The sequence below is a fragment of the Treponema phagedenis genome (assembly GCF_008153345.1).
Classification (GTDB): domain Bacteria; phylum Spirochaetota; class Spirochaetia; order Treponematales; family Treponemataceae; genus Treponema; species Treponema phagedenis.
On record NZ_CP042818.1, the window covers coordinates 113,578 to 131,624 of the forward strand.

The window sequence follows — 18,047 nt, forward strand, 5'->3', positions numbered from 1 at the left end:
GTGTTGGACTCTTCTTGATAAAAAAGAAAAAGACGCGAACTCCGTTTCTGTATAACACGAGCTCTGTTTTATTCCTCTTGACCTCAAATTAAAAGCTTGATATGGTATAAAAATAATGGCAAAAGATAAGATTGATTTAATAGATTTTGATGAAGAAGATTATGATACCGTGTTGGCAACCGACATTCACTTTTCGGGCAGCATTCAGTTCAAGGAACCTTTTATGATTAAGGGGGCTGTTGAGGGGCAAATAGAGTCCGGCAGTGATTTGATGATTGCTGAAGGTGCAAAGGTAAGGGCGAATATTTTAGCGGATCGTGTTGTTATCAAGGGAGAGGTCATCGGAAATATAAAAGCAACTTCTCTTGTCCATGTGTTTTCGTGCGGGCGGCTTACAGGTGATGTAACCGCACCGGAAGTTGTTTTGGATAGCGGATGTTTTTTTTCCGGTGTTTGTTCTATGACAAGTCCCGGGTAATGGTTTCTCAATTGAAAAAAAAATCTGTTTTTTTTATATCTTTTATTTTTTATTTTTTAGCCTTGCTTCAAGCACAGGATGCTCTTTTATTATATCGATCGAGAGAGTACGAGCAGGCAATCGACACGTGTAAAAATGAGATTAAGCGTAATCCTAAAAATCTTGATAGTTATGTTATCCTTTCATGGGCGCTTGTCGGGGCAGGTAAGTATCAGGAAGCTCTTGACTGGTCTCAGAAAGGGAGGCAGCTTTCAATTTATGACCCGCGGTTGATAGAAATACAAGCAGAAGCATTATTCTATCTTGGAAAAAATGAAGAAGCGTTAAAATATTTTCAGAATTATATTTCTTATGCACCGAATGGGGTGCGGCAAGCGGTGGTTTATTATTTTATGGGTGAAATATATTTACGCCTTTCAAAATTCAGGCATGCGGATATGGCTTTTTCCGCTGCGTTACAACTCAATTCTTTGAATAGTGAGTGGTGGGCTCGTCTCGGATATGCTCGCGAGCGCGCAAAGGAAAATCGTTACTCCCTTGAAGCGTATAATCGAGCCTTGGAATTAAATAAAAATCTTATTGATGCGCAAAAAGGAAAAGAGCGCCTTTTAAAAAACTTTTAACTCTATGGAAAAACTTCCTTTTTTTATTTGCCCTGAAACATTGGGATGCAGACTTAATCAAGTTGAATCCGAATCGCTTGCCGTGCTTTTTTCTTTGCAAGGGTTTCAAGTACATGTATCTCCGCAAGAGCCGGATCATACAATTTTATGTATCGTAAATACATGCACGGTTACAAGCAAGGCTGAACAAAAAGCTCGCAGGCTTATAAGACTTCTTTTACAAAAATTTCCTTATGCGGTTATTCTGGTTACCGGTTGTTACGCAGAGCTTGAAGGCAGAACAATAGAAACAATAGATTCAAGAGTTATCAGCTTTCCCGGAAAGAAAAAAGATGCTTTAAAAAAATTACCAAAACTTTTATATCAATTACTTGAAAAAAACAGTATGCGTCTTACAGACTCTTATATTGCTGATGTTTCGGAGATTTTGCAATTTTTACAAAACACGGATTTGGACTCTAAAAAAGATTCTGAAATGTTTGCCTTGAGTACCGCACATTTTTTGTTTCATTCACGGGCAACATTAAAAATACAAGACGGCTGCAACAGCGCCTGCGCATACTGTAGAATTCGATTTGCACGCGGTAAATCAGTCTCCCTGCCCGTTACTGAAGTTATCCGTCGTGCGCAAGCAATCGAAGATGAGGGATTTGCGGAGTTAGTACTTTCGGGAGTAAATCTTTCTCAATATAAAAGCGAAGGCAAAAATTTTGCAGATGTTTTGCAGCAATTACTGGATGAAACAAAAAAAATTCACATACGTATATCAAGCCTCTATCCGGAAAGTATCACCCCCACTTTTTTGAAAGTTGCGGAAAATCCGCGTATCGCGCCGCATTTTCATCTTTCAATACAGTCCGGCAGTAACGCCATTCTGAACGCTATGCACCGTGCGTATACCGCAGACGATATTGTTTCCGTTGTTACTGCTTTGCGGAGCATAAAGGAAAATCCTTTTTTAGGCTGTGATATTATTGCAGGATTCCCCGGTGAAACGGCAGAAGATTTTGAGAAAACGCTTTCACTTTGTACGGATTTACGGTTTACCGGTATTCATGCGTTTCCTTTTTCGGCTCGCCCCGGAACCGAAGCTGCCGGCATGAAAGGACAGGTGCCGCAAAGAATTGCGGGTAAGCGTGTCGCCATGCTGCAAGCATTGGCAAAAGAACATTACAAGGACTATCTAGCATACTGGGACGGGAAAACACTTTTTGCCGTTGTTGAAAAATATACGGACAAACCGCAAGTGCTTACTGAAAACTATTTAAGTTTGCCCTTTGATTGCAACGAAAAAGATTTGCAAGGAAAGGCGGTTATAATAAAAGTACAGGGAAACAAGGCAGAGCTGTATAAAAATAATTTTTATTAAATTTAAATCCTCGACTTTTAGATTTTTTTGTGTTATTCTATCCATATAAAGAAACATCTTGCGCAGCATCTTGTTTTATTTAAGACTAAAGTTTAACAAAAAGGAAACTCTGCCCTTTGTTGGACTGAAAGTAGTTATTAGGAGGATTTATGAACATTAATATTCAAGCAGTAAAATTCACCATGGATGAAGAGCAAAAAGCCTACGCATTAAAAAAGTTTGAAAGAATTCAATACGCAAAAGACTTAATTACCGATGTTCTTTGTAATATTAAGCTTGATAAAAAATTTATCTATGAGTGTACCGTTAATTTTAAGGGCGGAACAGCCCATGTATCAACCGAAGATTATGACTTTAATGCGGGAGTAAATAAACTCATGGATGTTTTGGATCAAAAAGTAAAAAAAGAAAAAGATAAAATACAAACAAAAAAATAACAAAGGCAAAACCTACCGGTTTAATACCGGAAATCAGGTGTCTGCTATTCAACAAAGTCCGAATATATCGATTTTGAGTTTAACGATCTTTTTTGATTAAATAAAAATCTAAACCTCCCTTTTTAAAAAGAGGGAGGCTGTTTTTATTACACTTACAACACCTTAAACAAAAAAACCGGTGTAGCATTTTTTTGATAACTCGATTATTTTTTAATTCATTCAATATGACTTGTAAAAAATTTTATATAAAAAGAACTCGACACGGCGCAACGGTGGGCAGTTTACCATAGGGCGAAGTTTTGAAAATTTACTGTAACTTCGCCAACGAGTTTTAAAGCTTCAATTTTACAATTTTATGTTGATGCTTTAAAACATCGTTTGGAATTGAGCAAGGGCGAGCAATTTACCATAGTGATACTGAATTAATTCTCAAACTGCCTGTTAATACTCCAATTACTAACAGCACTTAATTACAAAACGTTATACTGGGAACAAGCCGCGCTTTTTACATTACGCAAATCACTTATATTCAATTGATTTTAAAATCTTATTCAGCTTAACAATTGGATCTTCGTACTGTCTGAAAGTAAACAACACATGATATCCCATATCGGAAACAGCCGTGATACTTTTCCCTATACAATTATGTATCATGTTTGAGGTTTCGTATGGAAAGTACTGAGGCTTTAGGATTGCAAGATGATAATCTCTCCCATCATACCGCACCTGCGCAAGTTTTGAGGGGAAAGGAACAAGGAAAATTAAAAAGTCATCGCTTTTTCCGCCGCCAACGCTCAAGCGTGAACCGGGCCGCATAACGTGAATATTTCGTTTTCCGATTGCCCTTGTCTGATTAAAGACAAAAATTTCAGTCATGCCTGATTGGTTATGCTTAATCTCGATTTTTTCCGAGTGATTTGCCGGAGCAAAATTCCCTCGATTTTGCGCGAAATTTGCTCCTGCAGAATTTAAAACTGCAAAACGATTTTGTGAATCCGCAGTTTGCTGTGAAGCAATTCTACTTGTATCAGCGGTAAAAGCCGTACGAGATTCCGTTGCGGTTGCAAAACTGGATTGTCCAAAGCTATTAAGAGAAGTTTTTGTGTCAGGTTTTTCGTCAAGCTGATGCGGATAATACTTTTCCTCCTTAGTGAAGCTATTCATTGTTTCAACTGCATGAGCTTTTTCTTCTTGTTCAGTACTTTGCTTGCCTGCTGTACTGATTGCTCGTGATACCGGATGCGAAGTTCTGCGAGTAATAAAATATATGAGTAAGAAAAGTAAAATAAGTACAAGTAAAATAAGCAAAATGAGGTACAGGATTGCATGTTCACCGAATAATCCTTCAAGCGCAGAGGGAAGAACCTGCAAGTTTACCGAAGCGGTTTGCGGATGCACTCGCTTTCCTTCAGCAAATTCAAGTCTGAGATTTATTTGATATGCTCCTTGCTTTGCGTATCCTTTTGGAAGCTGTATTTTAGGAGCAATCTGAACTTCTTCACCGACTTTTATCGTAACGCTTTTTCCTTTTACTAAAATCTTTTCAGAATCAAAACCATTATCAAATATAACAGCATTTAATTGCAGCTGAACCGATTCGGAAGCGCTGTTTTTAATTGTTAAAGGCAAGCTAAAGCTTTTCCCTGTTGCGTTAATTGTGCTAGGAAAAATAACTTGCGGAAGCGCTTTTTGTGTATCATCAAACTCAACACTACCGTCTGCGTTCACCTTACTCGGATTAATTCCTGCCGCTTTTGTAAATTCGCCGGAAACATCGGTAGCGGTTTCAACTCCTTCCGCGGCTTGAGAGTCGGAAGAGCTTTCTGAATTGCTCTGCGAAATTCCTTCAGAACCCGAATCGAGATTCAAACCGGACTCTGAATTAAGTCCGCCCTCTCCGGAAGACTGAGTGTCAGGACTAGCGTGCGTGTCGTTAAAAGGTTGAGTTTCCGAACCGTAACCACTATCTCCGGATGATTGTCGTGCGGAGTTACTGCCGATATTTCCCAAAGATTGAGTCTTTGAAAGAGTGTCGCTGCTTCCGGAAGATTCTGTGCCGGTTCCCCCCCAAAAATGAGTACCCGAACTTTGTCCCAACTCGGTACCGGAATCGGTATCAATACCGCCAGACATGGAGGGAGCTCTCTGATTTTGCCCTGTTTTTCCTGCTGAAAAGCCGGATTGTTCGGCGGCAGATCCTTTTCCTTGTTGACCGGTCTCCCCTCCGATTGATTGAGAGCCTGATGTTTCGCCCTTTTTTGTTACGGACGGATCAATTTTTATTTTTCCTTTTGTTCCATCGGGATACGTTATGTTTCCATTATTATCCATTGTACCGGTATAGAGATTCCCATCCAAATCCTTAATGGCAACCCCCGACGGAAAGGGAAGTTTTACATAGTAAACCTTCCAACCGGTTTGTCGAATTGCCGCAGCGTTTTTTGCAAGGGCTGTTTTAATTTGTTCTGCATTATAGTTTTTATACGGACTTGTCTCCGGCGGATTAAAAATTCCGTCGGAGATAATAATCAATAGTTTTTCTTTTTTTTGCGGAAGAGAATTCACATATTGTTTTGCATAATCCAAGGCGGAAAGAAAATCGGAATTTAAGCCGAGCTGATATAAAAGCATAAATCGGGATACAATCCTTGACATATCAGCTTCAGAGTTAATAATTTGTGATACCTCATATCGCGGTTTTGCATTAAAAGAAAGAACGTGAAAAGTATCGCCTTTTCTGACAAACTTATCATTTATCTCTTTTAATACCCGGTTATTGATGATATCATGATATTGCAAAACCGTTCCGGATGTATCCATCACGACTACTATATCAGCAGACTGATTAACCATACGGCTCTGTGCGGTCAGCGGTAAAAATAGCACCCCGAATAAAACACAGATTGACAGCAATTTTCTTATTTGCCGCATAGATTCTCCCCCTTTTTCTCCGCATTAGATTTCTGCTGCGGATATGTTTAGAATCTCATAAATTTTTTCATCTTCACTAATAGTAAAAGACAGTTTTTCACCCTTTTTATGATTAAGCAAGTTCGTCCCAAGCGGCGACATATAAGAAATAACACCGCCTTCGGGGTTTGATTCCCATGGGCCAAGTATAGTATACACTTCGTTTTCTCCGCTTGTATGATTTTTTAACTCAACGATTGTTCCGAAAGAAACTTTTCCAATTGTCGTAGCCGTAGGATCAAATACTTGAGCGCGTTCAATTTCTTCTTGCAATCTGGTTACCATGTTATTTAACCGTGTTTGCTCTTCTCTTGCCGCTTTGTACTCCGCATTTTCACGAAGGTCCCCAAGCTCAAGAGCTTTACCAATCTCTTTTGAATTTTCAGGAATTTTGATATCAATAATTTCTTGTAATTCTTTTTTCTTTGCTTCAAGCATTTTTGCAGTAACAATGAGTCCGCGCGCGGTAACCGTTTTTTCTTCCGTATCAAAGAATTTAAAATCTTTATATTTTTCAAGAATTTTATTACGAAGCTGCATTTTTAATTTCGGGTCCAAATCTACAATATCATTAATGAAGGTGTAGAACCGCGTAACAGTATCTTCATCGCAGTCGAGAATAAAATTCTCAAGCAATGCATCTTTTCCAAATAATACACCAAGCACTTGTTTATTAATTCTTCTGTTTTCGGTTGTATTTCGTTTATTGGCAATTTCACGATAGGTAATATCAAGAATATGAATCAGCACAATAATTTGTCGGGCATAGTCAATATTCAACTCTTGAAACCATGCTTCGTTTCCTATATTTTTAAATAGCCAAATCACTGCCTCCCTATTATCACTGTAATTTTCAAAACACTCTTCAACAAGTTTTTTTACCTTTTCTTCAAAGCCTTCTTCTATAAGCGTGTTTAATATATCCAATGATAAAATGACGGGGAAAAGTTTTATATATTCATCACTCCAATCGGGAATGAGATTTTTGATTTTTTGCAAAAATTCCGCTTTAAGCGCCTTGTCTTTTATACCGGCATATACCGCAGAAGGATCGGATATCTGTTCATATAATCCGGCAAAATTATATACCTTATCAACTTGCAAATGAGCAAATGCAGTTGCGACCTTTGTTACCACCAAGTATGCTGATATTACTTGCTCATCAACCTGATTAAAAGCTTTTAAGAAATTATTAAAATACGTGAACATATCGCGGAATGTATCGGAATCGGTATCTCCGTTGTCCATAAAAGTATTAAGTATTTCAATTCGCGCGAAAAAGTTTCTTTGTGCTTTAAATTCGTTTGCAAGTTTTTCTTCAATAGACACCGGTCTGCTACGCACCGTATAAAAATCAATGTTTGACGGATTTGCGGCAAAATCCGTACTCTCTTTTAAAATTTTCCGTGCCTTTGTATTCCAGCTTGTCCATTCCCCTGGCGTTAGTAAGGACGGAACAATCTCCTGCTTTACTCGTTTAAGATCGCAATTATTATCAAAACTGCGGATAATAACTTTTAATGCCCATTCGGGATTTTTTTTCACCTTTGCGGCAAGCTCATCCCGTTTCATTGTTGATTTAAGCACCCAAATATGATCTTTATCGAGGGTTTGTAATGCGGTAATCGCCATTTTTAATCCCATCGTATGTCCGCGCTTTTTTACAAAATCGATAAGCAGGTCGTCATTATCTACTTTTGCAATTCTTCCGACGCCCCAAGTTCGATGAAAAACATAATTGCCCTCATCAAAGGAGATATGCTTTTCAAAGTCGGCGATGGCTTCAAAAATATTGCGCCATGATTGGCTAATATTTGAAATTTTCAGATATTCTTCAAGCTGGCTGTGGTCTGCATACCGCTGCTTAAAACAGTCGATAATTTCCTTACGCGCCCAAGTATCTTTTTCATTATATTCAAGAATGAGTTTTAAAATATCAATACAGGTTTGCCAATCTTCATTTTTCTTATAATACACATAGACTTCCTGCATTAAAAGTCCGCCGCGTCCTTCTCCGATTTTTTCGGATATTTTCTTTTGTTCACGGTAGAAGAAATCAATATCTTCAGGGATAAGCTCTACCAGCTTAGACCAAACTTCTTTGATTGCGGTTCCCTGTTTTTGTACAATAAGCCTATAGAGGGACTTTTTATAATATTCGATTGCTTTTTCCAAGTCGCCATCTTGCTCATATTTTTCAGCTAAAAGTCTCGGTATTTCCGTTTCATCATAATCAATTTTGATGAGCCGCTCCCAGATATCATATATCTCTTCATTCCCCGCGGCTTTGTAAATCTCTGCTAAAGTTCTTAACGCAAGCTTGGAGTCGCCGTAATCAAGCACTCTATTACAAAGGTGTGTAACAATTTGCGTTTTATGATTGTCAATAAAAATATTGATAAGCGTAACAAGCGTAGAATCATCAAGCAACTGTTTTGATAATGAAATAATGCTAGCTATGTATAAAGCAATAATGCTGTTTTTTGTGTGAGAAAGGTGTTCATCACAAAGTTGCTTTAAACCGTCAAGATATGATTCTTTTTTTGCTTCCGCAATAATTTTATCAAGCTCTTTAAATTTATCGGTTGAATACGCACTCAGAGCCGCCCTTGTCCATTTTTCTTCATTGAGCATTTCTCGAACGGTTTTTTCTATTCGCTCAGACATAATCTAATCCCCCAAATTTACGCTATTCCTACATAGCGATTATAAATTGATGTATCGATCAGTTTGATCCTTAATAGAATCTCATCGATTTTTCGTTTATCTTCACTGATATTGATATAGTGATCAATTAACCAAAAGTAGTAATTTATAAGTCGCGGCTTAAGCAGTTTTTCTTCTTCCGTCGCGTTTCCGCTTTTTAGTTCGCTTTCTAAAGAATAGATTGACTGTTTTAACCTTCCTATTTCCAGCGCTCTCAACTCCCGCTTAACGGTAAGCACTCCATCCAGTTTTCCGTATATAGGCAACCATTCGGCAAGCTCTTTACCGGAATACCCGAAAGAAGCAACTCGAGCGATAAGGCTATTAATAAGCCCCGACTCTAAAAAAGGTAACTCTATTTTTGAAGCACCTTTGAAAAAGGCCTCGCGAAAATAAAGCTTTGCCCAGCGAATTTCCCCCGCGAGGGCGTAGGCATCGGCAAGTTCTGCCAAAACAGGCGGAGAATCCTGCTCTTTTGAAAGAGCAAAATTAAGACATTCTCGTGCCGTATCATAATCGCCCAATGCTTTATAGCAAAGACCTGTCTTACGATATATCTCTGCGGGCTGCTCTCTTGTATCCTCTGTCAGCAGCTTTCCATAAAATCTTAGAGCAGAGGTAAAAGCATAGCATTTTAGCGCGTAAATGATAGGTTCCGAAAATATCCCTTCCTTTTTCATATAGGTTAAAAAAGGTGCCCATTGAGCAATAATATATTCACCCTGGCTAAATGAATCTGCTATATCACTTATCTGTTGCAGTCTGTCCTCCCAAAATTTTACCCCTTTTAAGGTATATAAAACCGTAGGATTTTCTAGATCCTCTTGCAAAATATTTTGCAAGCCTTGCCGAGCCTGCTCCAGATCTCCGTGCCTTAACAGTTTTAGCACCGGTTCCAACACTGTTTGGACAGATCGCGCAATCATATACTATAATATATTATACTGATATCAGCGGAATAGTCAATTGATCGGATTTTCCATTTTTTTGCATTTTATTCTTAAGTTATTTCATACATAAAAACAAAAACGCAGCAGTATAAAAGAAGAGCATCTTGTGCATACATTCCATAATTAACCTTACTGATACACTTCCGTTCTAAAAAATAACGCATAAAATAATCCCAATTTGAAACTGTTTTCTGCAAGGCTGCCAAGAAAATACAAAAATAAAATTTCTAACTTTTTATCAAAAAGAGTCCGACACGGCGCAAGGGCGAACCCTTGGAATTTCTACCTTTGGTTCGCCTACGAGTTTTGCCTGCTTACGCAGGAGAATCAGGCAAAACATCGTTTGGAATTGAGTAACGGTGAGCAAACTTACCATAGGCACAATGCTACGCACCACGGACTTTACAATAAACTACTTGCGCCTTGCGCTGGAGAAAAATAAGAAGTTAAACTCGGAAAAAGCTGTGCAGGAATAAGAACAGGACTGCGCTTGGCTTGCTGCCCTGTTTCGGTACAAAAGCAAATAACAGTTCCTCGAATGTACCTATCGTACATTCGAGGAACCGTACACCAAAGAGTGATTATTTATTTTTTAACAACTGTGCAAACGGATTGTATTTTGTGCCGTCGTCGTCTTTTCCGGAACGTCTTTCAGAAAGACTCCGCTCTCCTCGATGTGCGGGCTTTCGCTCGCCGCGCAGATCAAGCTGCTTTTCGCCTTGGATACTTGGCTTACCCGAAGTTGATTTTACGACAATAGTTTTGCCGTCCTTTGTTTTTACAGTAATCTTTTTCACTTCAGCCTTTTGCTTTGCGGTCAACTTTGCCTGTCCCGCTCCGCTTTTTCTGCTTAAACTAATTCGACGGCGGTCTTCGTCAAGGGCAATGATTTTGCATTCTACAATATCGCCAACCTTAACCGCTTCAAGCGGATCGGAAATAAAAGAGTCGCTCATCTCGGAAATATGCAAAAGTGCGGTTTCCTTAATGCCAAGATCCACAAAGGCACCGAAATCAACCACATTTTTTATCTTGCCTTTCACCGTCATGCCGGTTTTAAGATCTTCAAAGGTGAGTACGCCCTGCTGCATAATCGGCTTCGGGCAATCCTCTCTCGGATCTCTGTTCGGCTTTTTTAACTCTTCGATAATATCATTAATTGTTTGCTCGCCTATGTTGTAATCCGTTTTAATTTTTCCCCGCAGCTCGGAAGAAACCTCGGCATTTTTATGCAGCATTTCGTAAATGATTTTGCCTGCCGCATAGTTTTCGGGATGCACCCACGAGTTGTCCAGCGGGTTCGTGCTTTCAGGGATTTTCAAAAAGCCGGCGCATTGCTCAAATGTTTTTGGCCCCATGCCGGACACCTTTTTAAGCTGTTCTCTGTCTGTAAAAACACCGTCGCTTTCCCGATAAGACACAATCTTTTTTGCCAAACTCGAAGTAATTCCCGAAACGTATTTTAAGAGCGAGGCACTTGCGGTATTCAAATTCACACCAACGTTATTTACGACGGAGCTTACAACTTCGTCCAGCTGTTCCGAAAGTTTTTTCTGGTTTAAATCATGCTGATACAAACCGACGCCGATTGACTTCGGATCGATTTTTACCAACTCAGCAAGCGGGTCTTGCAACCGTCGCCCGATTGAAATCGCACCGCGAATGGTTAAATCCAAATCGGGGAATTCTTCGCGGGCAACATCTCCCGCAGAATAAACGGAAGCCCCGTCCTCGTCTACCACAGTAAACAAAACATCGGGATAATGCGTCTTAATCACATCGGCAACAATTTCCTGCACTTCATGAGAGCCGGTACCGTTGCCCACCGCAATAAGCTGCACATCGTACTCTTTTATCGCCTTTTGCAGCGCGCTCTTTGCTTCCTCAGCCTTATGTTGATAAATCACAAAAGAGCCGAGATACTTGCCGGTTGCATCAAGGGCTGCGCATTTTGTTCCGGTGCGTATACCGGGGTCAACGCCGAGCGTCCGCGTTCCTTTGATCGGCTGCGTCATAAGTAAGTGCTTTAAGTTTTCGCTGAAAATATTAATGCCGTGGTCGTCCGCATTTTCGGCTAAATCGCTACGGATTTCGCGAAGCACCGCCGGTGCCAACAGGCGTACCAGCCCGTCCGCAATCGCCTCTTTGTGATATTTATTATGGAAAGTAAAATGAGCCTGTAAAAGGTCAATTGCTTCGTCAATATCAACGACAATTTTTACCTCAAGCACGCCCTCACGCTCACCTCGGTTTATGGCAAGCACGCGGTGCGGCTTAATCTCATTCAGCGGCTCAGCATAATCCCAATACATTTGATACACCGAAACCTTCGCAGCCTCTTCATCACCGACTCCTTTTACCTCAAAGCGGCCGGTTTTCATAAAAAAGTCCCGAACATCGGCACGGTTTTGTGAATCCTGCGCAATTTCTTCGGCAATAATATCGGATGCCCCCGCAAGCGCATCGGCAGCCGTCGGCACATTCAGTTCTTCGGGATCGCAACCGGTCTTTATAAATTCTTCAGCCTTTTTTTCCAACGCTTCATCGTCAAGCTCTTTCATCAAATCGGCAAGCGGCTGCAAACCTCGCTCCGCCGCAAGCATACCGCGTGTTTTCTTCTTCTTTTTAAACGGCAGCCAAATATCTTCAAGTTCGGCAAGCGTTACCGCCTTCATAATATTTTCGTACAGTGACTCGGTAAGTTTCCCCGCTGCAAAAATACCGCGCACAATCTCAAGTCTGCGCGTCTCCAAATTGGTATACGATTTAAACAGCTTATCACAGTCGCGCACCTGCACTTCGTCAAGGGAACCGTGCTTTTCTTTACGATAGCGGGAAATAAACGGAATGGTACAGCCTTCGGCAACCAAAGAAATTACGGCGGAAACCTGATTCACCGTAATGCTCAATTCCTCAGCTATGCGTTTCATAATATCAACCTCATTCACGGAGAGGCTTTCGATAAATTCATTTGTTAATTCCATAGAAAAAGGAGTATAGAAGATTAAAGACAGAAAATCAAGAGAGAATTGTTATACGACAGGGCTTACGCATGAACAAGGAGCGTGCTGCCCCTTAGACCCCGGATTACTGTTGCTGCTGGCGCAGGGCTTTTTAGGCTTATGCTTCGCCGCGATCCTGTCCCCTGCACCCCGCCTATGATGATAAAACTGGAACTTTTTAGTAAATAAAAAAGGGCTAGTCGCCCATAGCCACCTTATCAAGGCAAGGTGGGACGCTGCCCTTTTATTTGGTATCCAGATGAGAACATCTGAACCAAGAGTACTTTATACTCCCACGCATACTATCCCCCGCTCCCGGCAAAATGTCAAGAGGCATATTTGTTTGTGTCAATTGTCCGCAATATTTGCGGCGGCGGCATCACTTCGATTTAGCTCTTATATATTTCGTGCAAGCGAGCCCAGTCCGGAATGGAAGCTCTAAGATCTTCAAATGCAGGCATTTTATAATCAGCTGCTTTTTTTCGAAGCTCATCAAAGGCTGCATCCAAGGACTCCATTTCGGTAACGGCATGGCGGCAATGCTCGGAGGCGGCAAGCTCCCCGATGCTTGTTTTTGCCATCACCCAAAACAAGGCAGCAGTTATAATGCGCTTAGCGCCGGGCTTAAAATATGCATCCATGCCTTTCGGAAGAATCGGATACGATAATTGTTTTAATAAGCCGCAAGCCTCGCCGGCAACATCTAAAACTTGTTTAATTTGCAATCGATTTACATTCCTCAAATTACAATGAACATGGTAGCATAGATAGGCAATGGGCAAAATTAATGTAAGATGACTTTTGTACCATGCATCCATATTATTAACCCAAGTCAGTTTATATTTTTTTCTTTTAGAATTTCTTGTAGAATCTCCGGCTGAATTTCCCGATTTAAACAAGGCGGTAACTTTTTTCTTTGTTGTCTCATCGGCTTCATTGTGCAAGCCACCCAGAGTAAGCGTGCCGTCACCAAAGCGAACACAGTGAAGGACGCCGTTCTCCCGTTTGCCTCCTGTTGCCTGAAAACCGAAGAGCACTGTTTTCGGAGTTTTTGTTTTTTGTAAAATGTGAGCTTCGTGAATTTGCGCGGACATATTATTGCCAACTAAAATAACCACAGGGCTACTCACGGCGGCAAGGTCATCCAATATTTCCGCCATTTGTTGGTATTGCATTACCGCAAAAACCGCATCGTATTTCGCATCCGAGGAAATGCTCTCAATAATTTTTGGACGGTCAATCGTTGTTTTGCGCTGAAGACGATGGCGAATAACAAGACCCTTTTCCTGCAATGTTTTTTTCCAAGCCCCGCGTGCAAGAATTGTAACATTGTGACCGGAAACGCAAAGCACATGCGCCAAATATCCGCCGATAACTCCCGCACCGTAAATCAATATGTTCATGTTGTTACCTCAAGTAAATTGTATACATAGTATAACAAAAACGGTGGAAGTTGCAAACTGTTGATACGGTTATTAAAAAATATATAATAATCAAAACTGTTGAAAAGCTCGATCCTTACATAGTTTATATTACGGAGCAGTTTAGATATGAATCAAAGTGAGCGAAGAAAGTTTTAATCGATAGTCTGTTTAGAGAAAACATTGAGTATCAAAACATGGAGTATCCAAAGGATGAAACTATGGGAAAAGGCTTATTGCGTTCGCTTTCTGAATGTGCGGGATCCGAAGCCGATAAGCGAATGTGGGGCGCACAACTTTTTACGCGTATTTTCCGACAAAGGATCACTTGTTAAAAGAATTATGCGCAGAGCTTTTTTTCCCATGTTTTCTCCGAGTCGCTCAGTGCGGAAAAATCTCATGATTTTTCGATAAGCTCCGGCAACCCGCATGAAGTTATTACGCATATTCTCTACCATATTTTAGATAATAAAAAACCTGTTATCAGTATTTTAAAAAGCGAAAGCCATGAGCTTTTTCTCATGTATTTTCGCGATAACCTCAACCGCAGCTTGGCGAATCTTTTTTTAAAAATTCGATATTAAAAAATAAGGATGTTCCGCAGGATTTTTTAATCAACCACATCACGTGCAGTTTTACCGGTATGATTAGGTGGTGGATAACTAATGGAACAAAAGAGCGTCCTGAAAAAGTTGCTGAATATTTTCTTTCGCTTATTTTATAGATTTTATCTTGCCATATATTTTTTTGAGCAAGCATGATATAATCAGTACAAAAAATAGAGGCACCAGTATGAACGTCAATGAACAAAACAATAAAAACTTTGCAAGCACAAACTTTTTGCAATATAATTTAGCATGCAAATTTTTGTGGAGCTATGTCGGCAAAAAATCCGTAAAGGAGCTTGCAAAAAAAAGAAACTTGGATGAAAAAGAATTAGCCGGCAAAGTTAAATCAACCTTTCTCGAAATTTTAGCAAGGACGCCGTCAATCGGAAAAAGCAAGTATTTGTTTAACCTTAATTTCGGCTGCTTGCTTTTTGCTTTTCCAAAAGTGCTTCCCGATATCAGCGGCGAAGAATTTAAAATGATTGTTTATATGATTTTCAGAAATAAAACCTTAGCCAAATTAGCTAAAAAGAAAATGAAAATCTTTACCGAAAAACGAGCTCAAGAAGGCGAGTACAATAGCGGTTATGCTTTTGACTGGATTGCCAAAACCGACGGCTCTCAATATCCCAAAGAGATTTACACAACATTCACTGCCTGCAGTTTATACAACTTGGCAAAGCAGGAAGACGCAGTAGAATGGCTGCCGTACTTATGCGGCACCGATTACTTCATCTGCGATGGAAGCGAAGCCGATCTCATCCGCACCAAAACCTTAGCAACAGGCGACGAGTGTTGCAACTTCCGCTTTATTAACACCAAATACCACAGCGCAGCGGAAATCATGGAAAAAGAAGGAATACGAAAAGAAGAGCTTAAGTGATAGAGTGTGTCTTATTGATGACAGCCACATACCGGAGCTCGCCGACCCGAAAGGATTTGCCCAAAATCATTGTAGTGTGAATACTTATAACACAATTTCTGTTTTTAGGAATTATATATTTCATGCAGACGAGCCCAGTCCGGAATGGAAGCTCGAAGATCTTCAAATGCGGGCATTGTACAATCAGGTGCTTTTTTTTCGAAGCTCATCAAAGGCTGCATCCAAGGACTCCATTTCGCTAACGGCATGGCGGCAATGATCGGAGACGGCAAGCTCCCCGATGCTTGTTTTTGCCACGGACGGCAAAATCAGAACGGGCACGGACGCCCGTGGTTCCAAACAGAAGCGATGTTTTAAAGCAAAACTATTTGCAAAGCTTTAAAACTCGCAGGTTTGGTTTTGCCATGGACGTCAAAATCAAACCGTCGTGTTGGACTCTTTTTATAAAACTTTTTATGATTTTTGTAAGATGTATTAAAAACGGATCGGGTTATTAAAAAAAATTTTATAAAAAAAATCTAAAGCCTCTTGACAGTTATCCGTAGTTAACATACAATCCATTTACCGAGATATCTCTCGGTAGTGAAGCGAGATAAGTAAATTATGAATAAACCAATTACAAAAGAAAAAAAGGCAAGAACAAGGTTAAACCCTGAAGACAGACGTAAGGAAATTTTGCATGCGGCGATGAAGGTTTTTATTGAAAAGGGTTATAAAAATTGCAGTGTTGCGGATTTGGTTTTTGCGTCTGGTTTGTCGGCGGGCGGATTTTATCATTATTACAAAGATAAATCCGAAATACTATACGACCTTATGAAAGAAGGTAACAAGCAGCGTTTTGACCTAATGTTGACGTATATGAAAAAGCATCCTGAAGTATCCGGTCTTGAGCTTATGGCGGAGTTAACGTTGGATAAGCTTTTGGATAAAAATGATTTAAAAAAAATCTATGTTATTTTTTTGCAAGAGCTAAAAACCGATAAGCGGCTGCGTGATTTATACCGCAAAATGATTAGCGAATCGAAAAAAGACTTTGCCGCCTTCTGCAAAGAACATAATTTGCAAGTCTTGAGTCATTTAGACGGTGATATATTTATTGCACTGATAAATTGTATTTATTTGGGAATTGAGCTTCTCGATCTTAGAGCATTGTTTGTTCGAGAGCGGGAACATATTAAAAAAGCTCTCCTTAAATTCATGGGAGAGCTGGAGGACAAACATAATGAATAATCAAACAAAGGTCAGGGAGCAAGAATTAATCTTGCATGGCAATGTTTGGGGGATGATGTGGAGCCTATCATGGCCGGCTATTGTTGCCATGGTTCTTTTCGGAATGAATGTTGTAGTCGACGGCATCTTTGTCGGGCAGTATTGCGGCGAAACCGCACTTGCGGGCGTAACCTTGGTTTACCCCATCACGCAAATTCTGCAAGGCTTCGGCTCGCTGATTGGAGTCGGTGCGGGATCCTATCTTAGTATTCTGATTGGAAAGAAGGCGTTAAAAGAACAGGGGACGCTGATCGGAAATGTAAACTTTCTTATCATTGTTTTTTCAATCATTATCACGGGGCTCGGACTTTTATCTTTAAACCCGTTGATGAAATTACTTGGGGCCTCTGCGGAAGAAAGTGTTTTTGCGCTGGCATATATCCGCCCGCTATTGTACGGAAGCATATTTTGGATAGCTGGTCTTGCTTACAATATGATTGTCAGAGCCGAGGGCAAAATGGCAACAGCCGCATGGATGATGGGCGTGGGACTTCTATGCAATATAATTTGTAATTACATTTTTATGGCGATTTTTAACCTCGGAGTTTTCGGTGCTGCACTGGGAACAAACATCGGCATGCTGCTTTATACACTGGCCTTTTTAATATATGCCGCAAGAGGAAAGGCGAGCTTCCCAACCAACGCTGCAAAGTTTTACCGGGAAAGCGGTGCACAAAAAGAAATCCTTTCTTTAGGTTTTCCATCGCTTTTGATGACCATCATGTATGTTATTCAAAGCTTAATTATCATGAAGGCTCTTAACAGCTACGGTACGCAGGGCGATGTTGCGTTTTACGGTAATGTGTTCAGACTGTTCAACTTATTCTTAACACCCATTTACGGTTTAATGCGCGCCTTGCAGCCTGCCATCGGAATCAATTACGGCGCAAAGAATTACGATCGTGTTATCAAATCGTACAGAGTTTTTTCCGTAGCAGCAACACTCCTCATGCTGCCGCTTTGGCTCGTTTCATTTTTCTTTCCGGAAATGATGCTGGGGCTTATGCTGCCGAATAAAATTTTCACTCCCGATGAAATTTTAAGCTTTAGAATTTTCATATCCGTAGCGCCATTTTTGCCGATTATCTTTATGGCAATGACTTTTTGGCCTGCAATCGAAAAACCGAAACCGGCCGGCATATTTGGCATTGCAAGACAGGTGCTGCTCTACATTCCGGCGATGATAATTCTGCCAAAATACTTCGGCATTTCGTGGATATACAAAGGCTCATTTCTAATCGACATTTTCCTTTGTGCAGTTGTGGCGTTAATGATAAACAAAGAATTTAAGCGCTTAAAATCTATGAAAGTACAAGGCTAAAAGAAGCGGT

15 protein-coding genes are annotated in these 18,047 nt (G+C 40.3%); 9 read left to right on the forward strand and 6 right to left on the reverse strand.

Annotated elements, in window-relative coordinates:
- The first annotated feature begins 115 nt into the window (after nucleotides 1-115).
- The 4 genes from FUT79_RS00495 (at nucleotide 116) to FUT79_RS00510 (ending at nucleotide 2,907) form a co-directional block, all read left to right on the forward strand.
- Nucleotides 116-478, forward strand: a complete 363-nt coding sequence (locus FUT79_RS00495) for a bactofilin family protein (RefSeq protein WP_002701287.1) — start codon at nucleotides 116-118, stop codon at nucleotides 476-478.
- A gap of 11 nt (nucleotides 479-489) precedes the next feature.
- Nucleotides 490-1,101, forward strand: coding sequence for a tetratricopeptide repeat protein (locus FUT79_RS00500; protein WP_231577612.1), 612 nt, complete (start codon nucleotides 490-492; stop codon nucleotides 1,099-1,101).
- 4 nt (nucleotides 1,102-1,105) lie between these two features.
- Nucleotides 1,106-2,470, forward strand: a complete 1,365-nt coding sequence (gene mtaB, locus FUT79_RS00505) for a tRNA (N(6)-L-threonylcarbamoyladenosine(37)-C(2))-methylthiotransferase MtaB (protein WP_002701291.1) — start codon at nucleotides 1,106-1,108, stop codon at nucleotides 2,468-2,470.
- 149 nt (nucleotides 2,471-2,619) lie between these two features.
- Complete coding sequence (locus FUT79_RS00510; RefSeq protein ID WP_002701293.1) at nucleotides 2,620-2,907, forward strand: HPF/RaiA family ribosome-associated protein; 288 nt, start codon at nucleotides 2,620-2,622, stop codon at nucleotides 2,905-2,907.
- A gap of 519 nt (nucleotides 2,908-3,426) precedes the next feature.
- Here the strand turns inward: FUT79_RS00510 and FUT79_RS00515 are convergent.
- The 6 genes from FUT79_RS00515 to FUT79_RS15430 form a co-directional block, all read right to left on the reverse strand.
- Nucleotides 3,427-5,838, reverse strand: a complete 2,412-nt coding sequence (locus FUT79_RS00515; protein ID WP_052812608.1) for a VWA domain-containing protein — start codon at nucleotides 5,836-5,838, stop codon at nucleotides 3,427-3,429.
- Between the two features lie 24 nt (nucleotides 5,839-5,862).
- Nucleotides 5,863-8,544, reverse strand: a complete 2,682-nt coding sequence (gene greA, locus FUT79_RS00520) for a transcription elongation factor GreA (RefSeq protein ID WP_024752851.1) — start codon at nucleotides 8,542-8,544, stop codon at nucleotides 5,863-5,865.
- A gap of 17 nt (nucleotides 8,545-8,561) precedes the next feature.
- Complete coding sequence (locus tag FUT79_RS00525) at nucleotides 8,562-9,509, reverse strand: tetratricopeptide repeat protein (RefSeq protein WP_024752852.1); 948 nt, start codon at nucleotides 9,507-9,509, stop codon at nucleotides 8,562-8,564.
- 605 nt (nucleotides 9,510-10,114) lie between these two features.
- Entirely contained in the window at nucleotides 10,115-12,517 is a 2,403-nt protein-coding gene (locus FUT79_RS00530; protein ID WP_044634763.1) for a helix-hairpin-helix domain-containing protein, read from the reverse strand.
- A 407-nt stretch (nucleotides 12,518-12,924) separates the two neighbouring features.
- Nucleotides 12,925-13,938 carry a ketopantoate reductase family protein gene (locus tag FUT79_RS00535; RefSeq protein WP_148889192.1) on the reverse strand — a complete coding sequence of 338 codons (1,014 nt, stop codon included), beginning with the start codon at nucleotides 13,936-13,938 and terminating at the stop codon, nucleotides 12,925-12,927.
- A 251-nt stretch (nucleotides 13,939-14,189) separates the two neighbouring features.
- Entirely contained in the window at nucleotides 14,190-14,402 is a 213-nt protein-coding gene (locus FUT79_RS15430; RefSeq protein ID WP_231577589.1) for a hypothetical protein, read from the reverse strand.
- Between the two features lie 131 nt (nucleotides 14,403-14,533).
- On the opposite strand from FUT79_RS15430, the gene FUT79_RS15850 reads away from it, so the two are divergent.
- The 5 genes from FUT79_RS15850 to FUT79_RS00560 all read left to right on the forward strand — a co-directional run bounded on the left by FUT79_RS15850 (nucleotide 14,534) and on the right by FUT79_RS00560 (nucleotide 18,037).
- Nucleotides 14,534-14,680, forward strand: a complete 147-nt coding sequence (locus FUT79_RS15850; protein ID WP_162147460.1) for a TetR-like C-terminal domain-containing protein — start codon at nucleotides 14,534-14,536, stop codon at nucleotides 14,678-14,680.
- Nucleotides 14,681-14,748: 68 nt separating this feature from the next.
- Nucleotides 14,749-15,447, forward strand: coding sequence for an L-2-amino-thiazoline-4-carboxylic acid hydrolase (locus FUT79_RS00545; protein ID WP_002701318.1), 699 nt, complete (start codon nucleotides 14,749-14,751; stop codon nucleotides 15,445-15,447).
- Nucleotides 15,448-15,591: 144 nt separating this feature from the next.
- On the forward strand, nucleotides 15,592-15,804 hold the full coding sequence (locus tag FUT79_RS00550) for a hypothetical protein (protein ID WP_148878526.1): 213 nt from the start codon (nucleotides 15,592-15,594) through the stop codon (nucleotides 15,802-15,804).
- A gap of 246 nt (nucleotides 15,805-16,050) precedes the next feature.
- Nucleotides 16,051-16,677: a TetR/AcrR family transcriptional regulator gene (locus tag FUT79_RS00555; protein ID WP_044634648.1), complete on the forward strand. Its 627-nt coding sequence runs from the start codon at nucleotides 16,051-16,053 to the stop codon at nucleotides 16,675-16,677.
- Nucleotides 16,670-18,037 (forward strand): MATE family efflux transporter, encoded by a 1,368-nt coding sequence (locus tag FUT79_RS00560; RefSeq protein ID WP_002701324.1) that lies wholly within the window; start codon nucleotides 16,670-16,672, stop codon nucleotides 18,035-18,037. The genes FUT79_RS00555 and FUT79_RS00560 overlap by 8 nt, the downstream gene beginning before the upstream one ends.
- The last annotated feature ends 10 nt before the right edge of the window (nucleotides 18,038-18,047 follow it).

Excerpts from the sequence above, each read along its gene's own strand:
- FUT79_RS00495 (WP_002701287.1), top strand. The coding sequence starts at position 116 with ATGGCAAAAGATAAGATTGATTTAATAGATTTTGATGAAGAAGATTAT.
- mtaB (WP_002701291.1), top strand. The coding sequence starts at position 1,106 with ATGGAAAAACTTCCTTTTTTTATTTGCCCTGAAACATTGGGATGCAGA.
- FUT79_RS00510 (WP_002701293.1), top strand. The coding sequence starts at position 2,620 with ATGAACATTAATATTCAAGCAGTAAAATTCACCATGGATGAAGAGCAA.
- FUT79_RS00515 (WP_052812608.1), bottom strand. The coding sequence starts at position 5,838 with ATGCGGCAAATAAGAAAATTGCTGTCAATCTGTGTTTTATTCGGGGTG.
- greA (WP_024752851.1), bottom strand. The coding sequence starts at position 8,544 with ATGTCTGAGCGAATAGAAAAAACCGTTCGAGAAATGCTCAATGAAGAA.
- FUT79_RS00525 (WP_024752852.1), bottom strand. The coding sequence starts at position 9,509 with ATGATTGCGCGATCTGTCCAAACAGTGTTGGAACCGGTGCTAAAACTG.
- FUT79_RS00530 (WP_044634763.1), bottom strand. The coding sequence starts at position 12,517 with ATGGAATTAACAAATGAATTTATCGAAAGCCTCTCCGTGAATGAGGTT.
- FUT79_RS00535 (WP_148889192.1), bottom strand. The coding sequence starts at position 13,938 with ATGAACATATTGATTTACGGTGCGGGAGTTATCGGCGGATATTTGGCG.
- FUT79_RS15430 (WP_231577589.1), bottom strand. The coding sequence starts at position 14,402 with ATGCGTAATAACTTCATGCGGGTTGCCGGAGCTTATCGAAAAATCATG.
- FUT79_RS00545 (WP_002701318.1), top strand. The coding sequence starts at position 14,749 with ATGAACGTCAATGAACAAAACAATAAAAACTTTGCAAGCACAAACTTT.
- FUT79_RS00550 (WP_148878526.1), top strand. The coding sequence starts at position 15,592 with ATGGAAGCTCGAAGATCTTCAAATGCGGGCATTGTACAATCAGGTGCT.
- FUT79_RS00555 (WP_044634648.1), top strand. The coding sequence starts at position 16,051 with ATGAATAAACCAATTACAAAAGAAAAAAAGGCAAGAACAAGGTTAAAC.
- FUT79_RS00560 (WP_002701324.1), top strand. The coding sequence starts at position 16,670 with ATGAATAATCAAACAAAGGTCAGGGAGCAAGAATTAATCTTGCATGGC.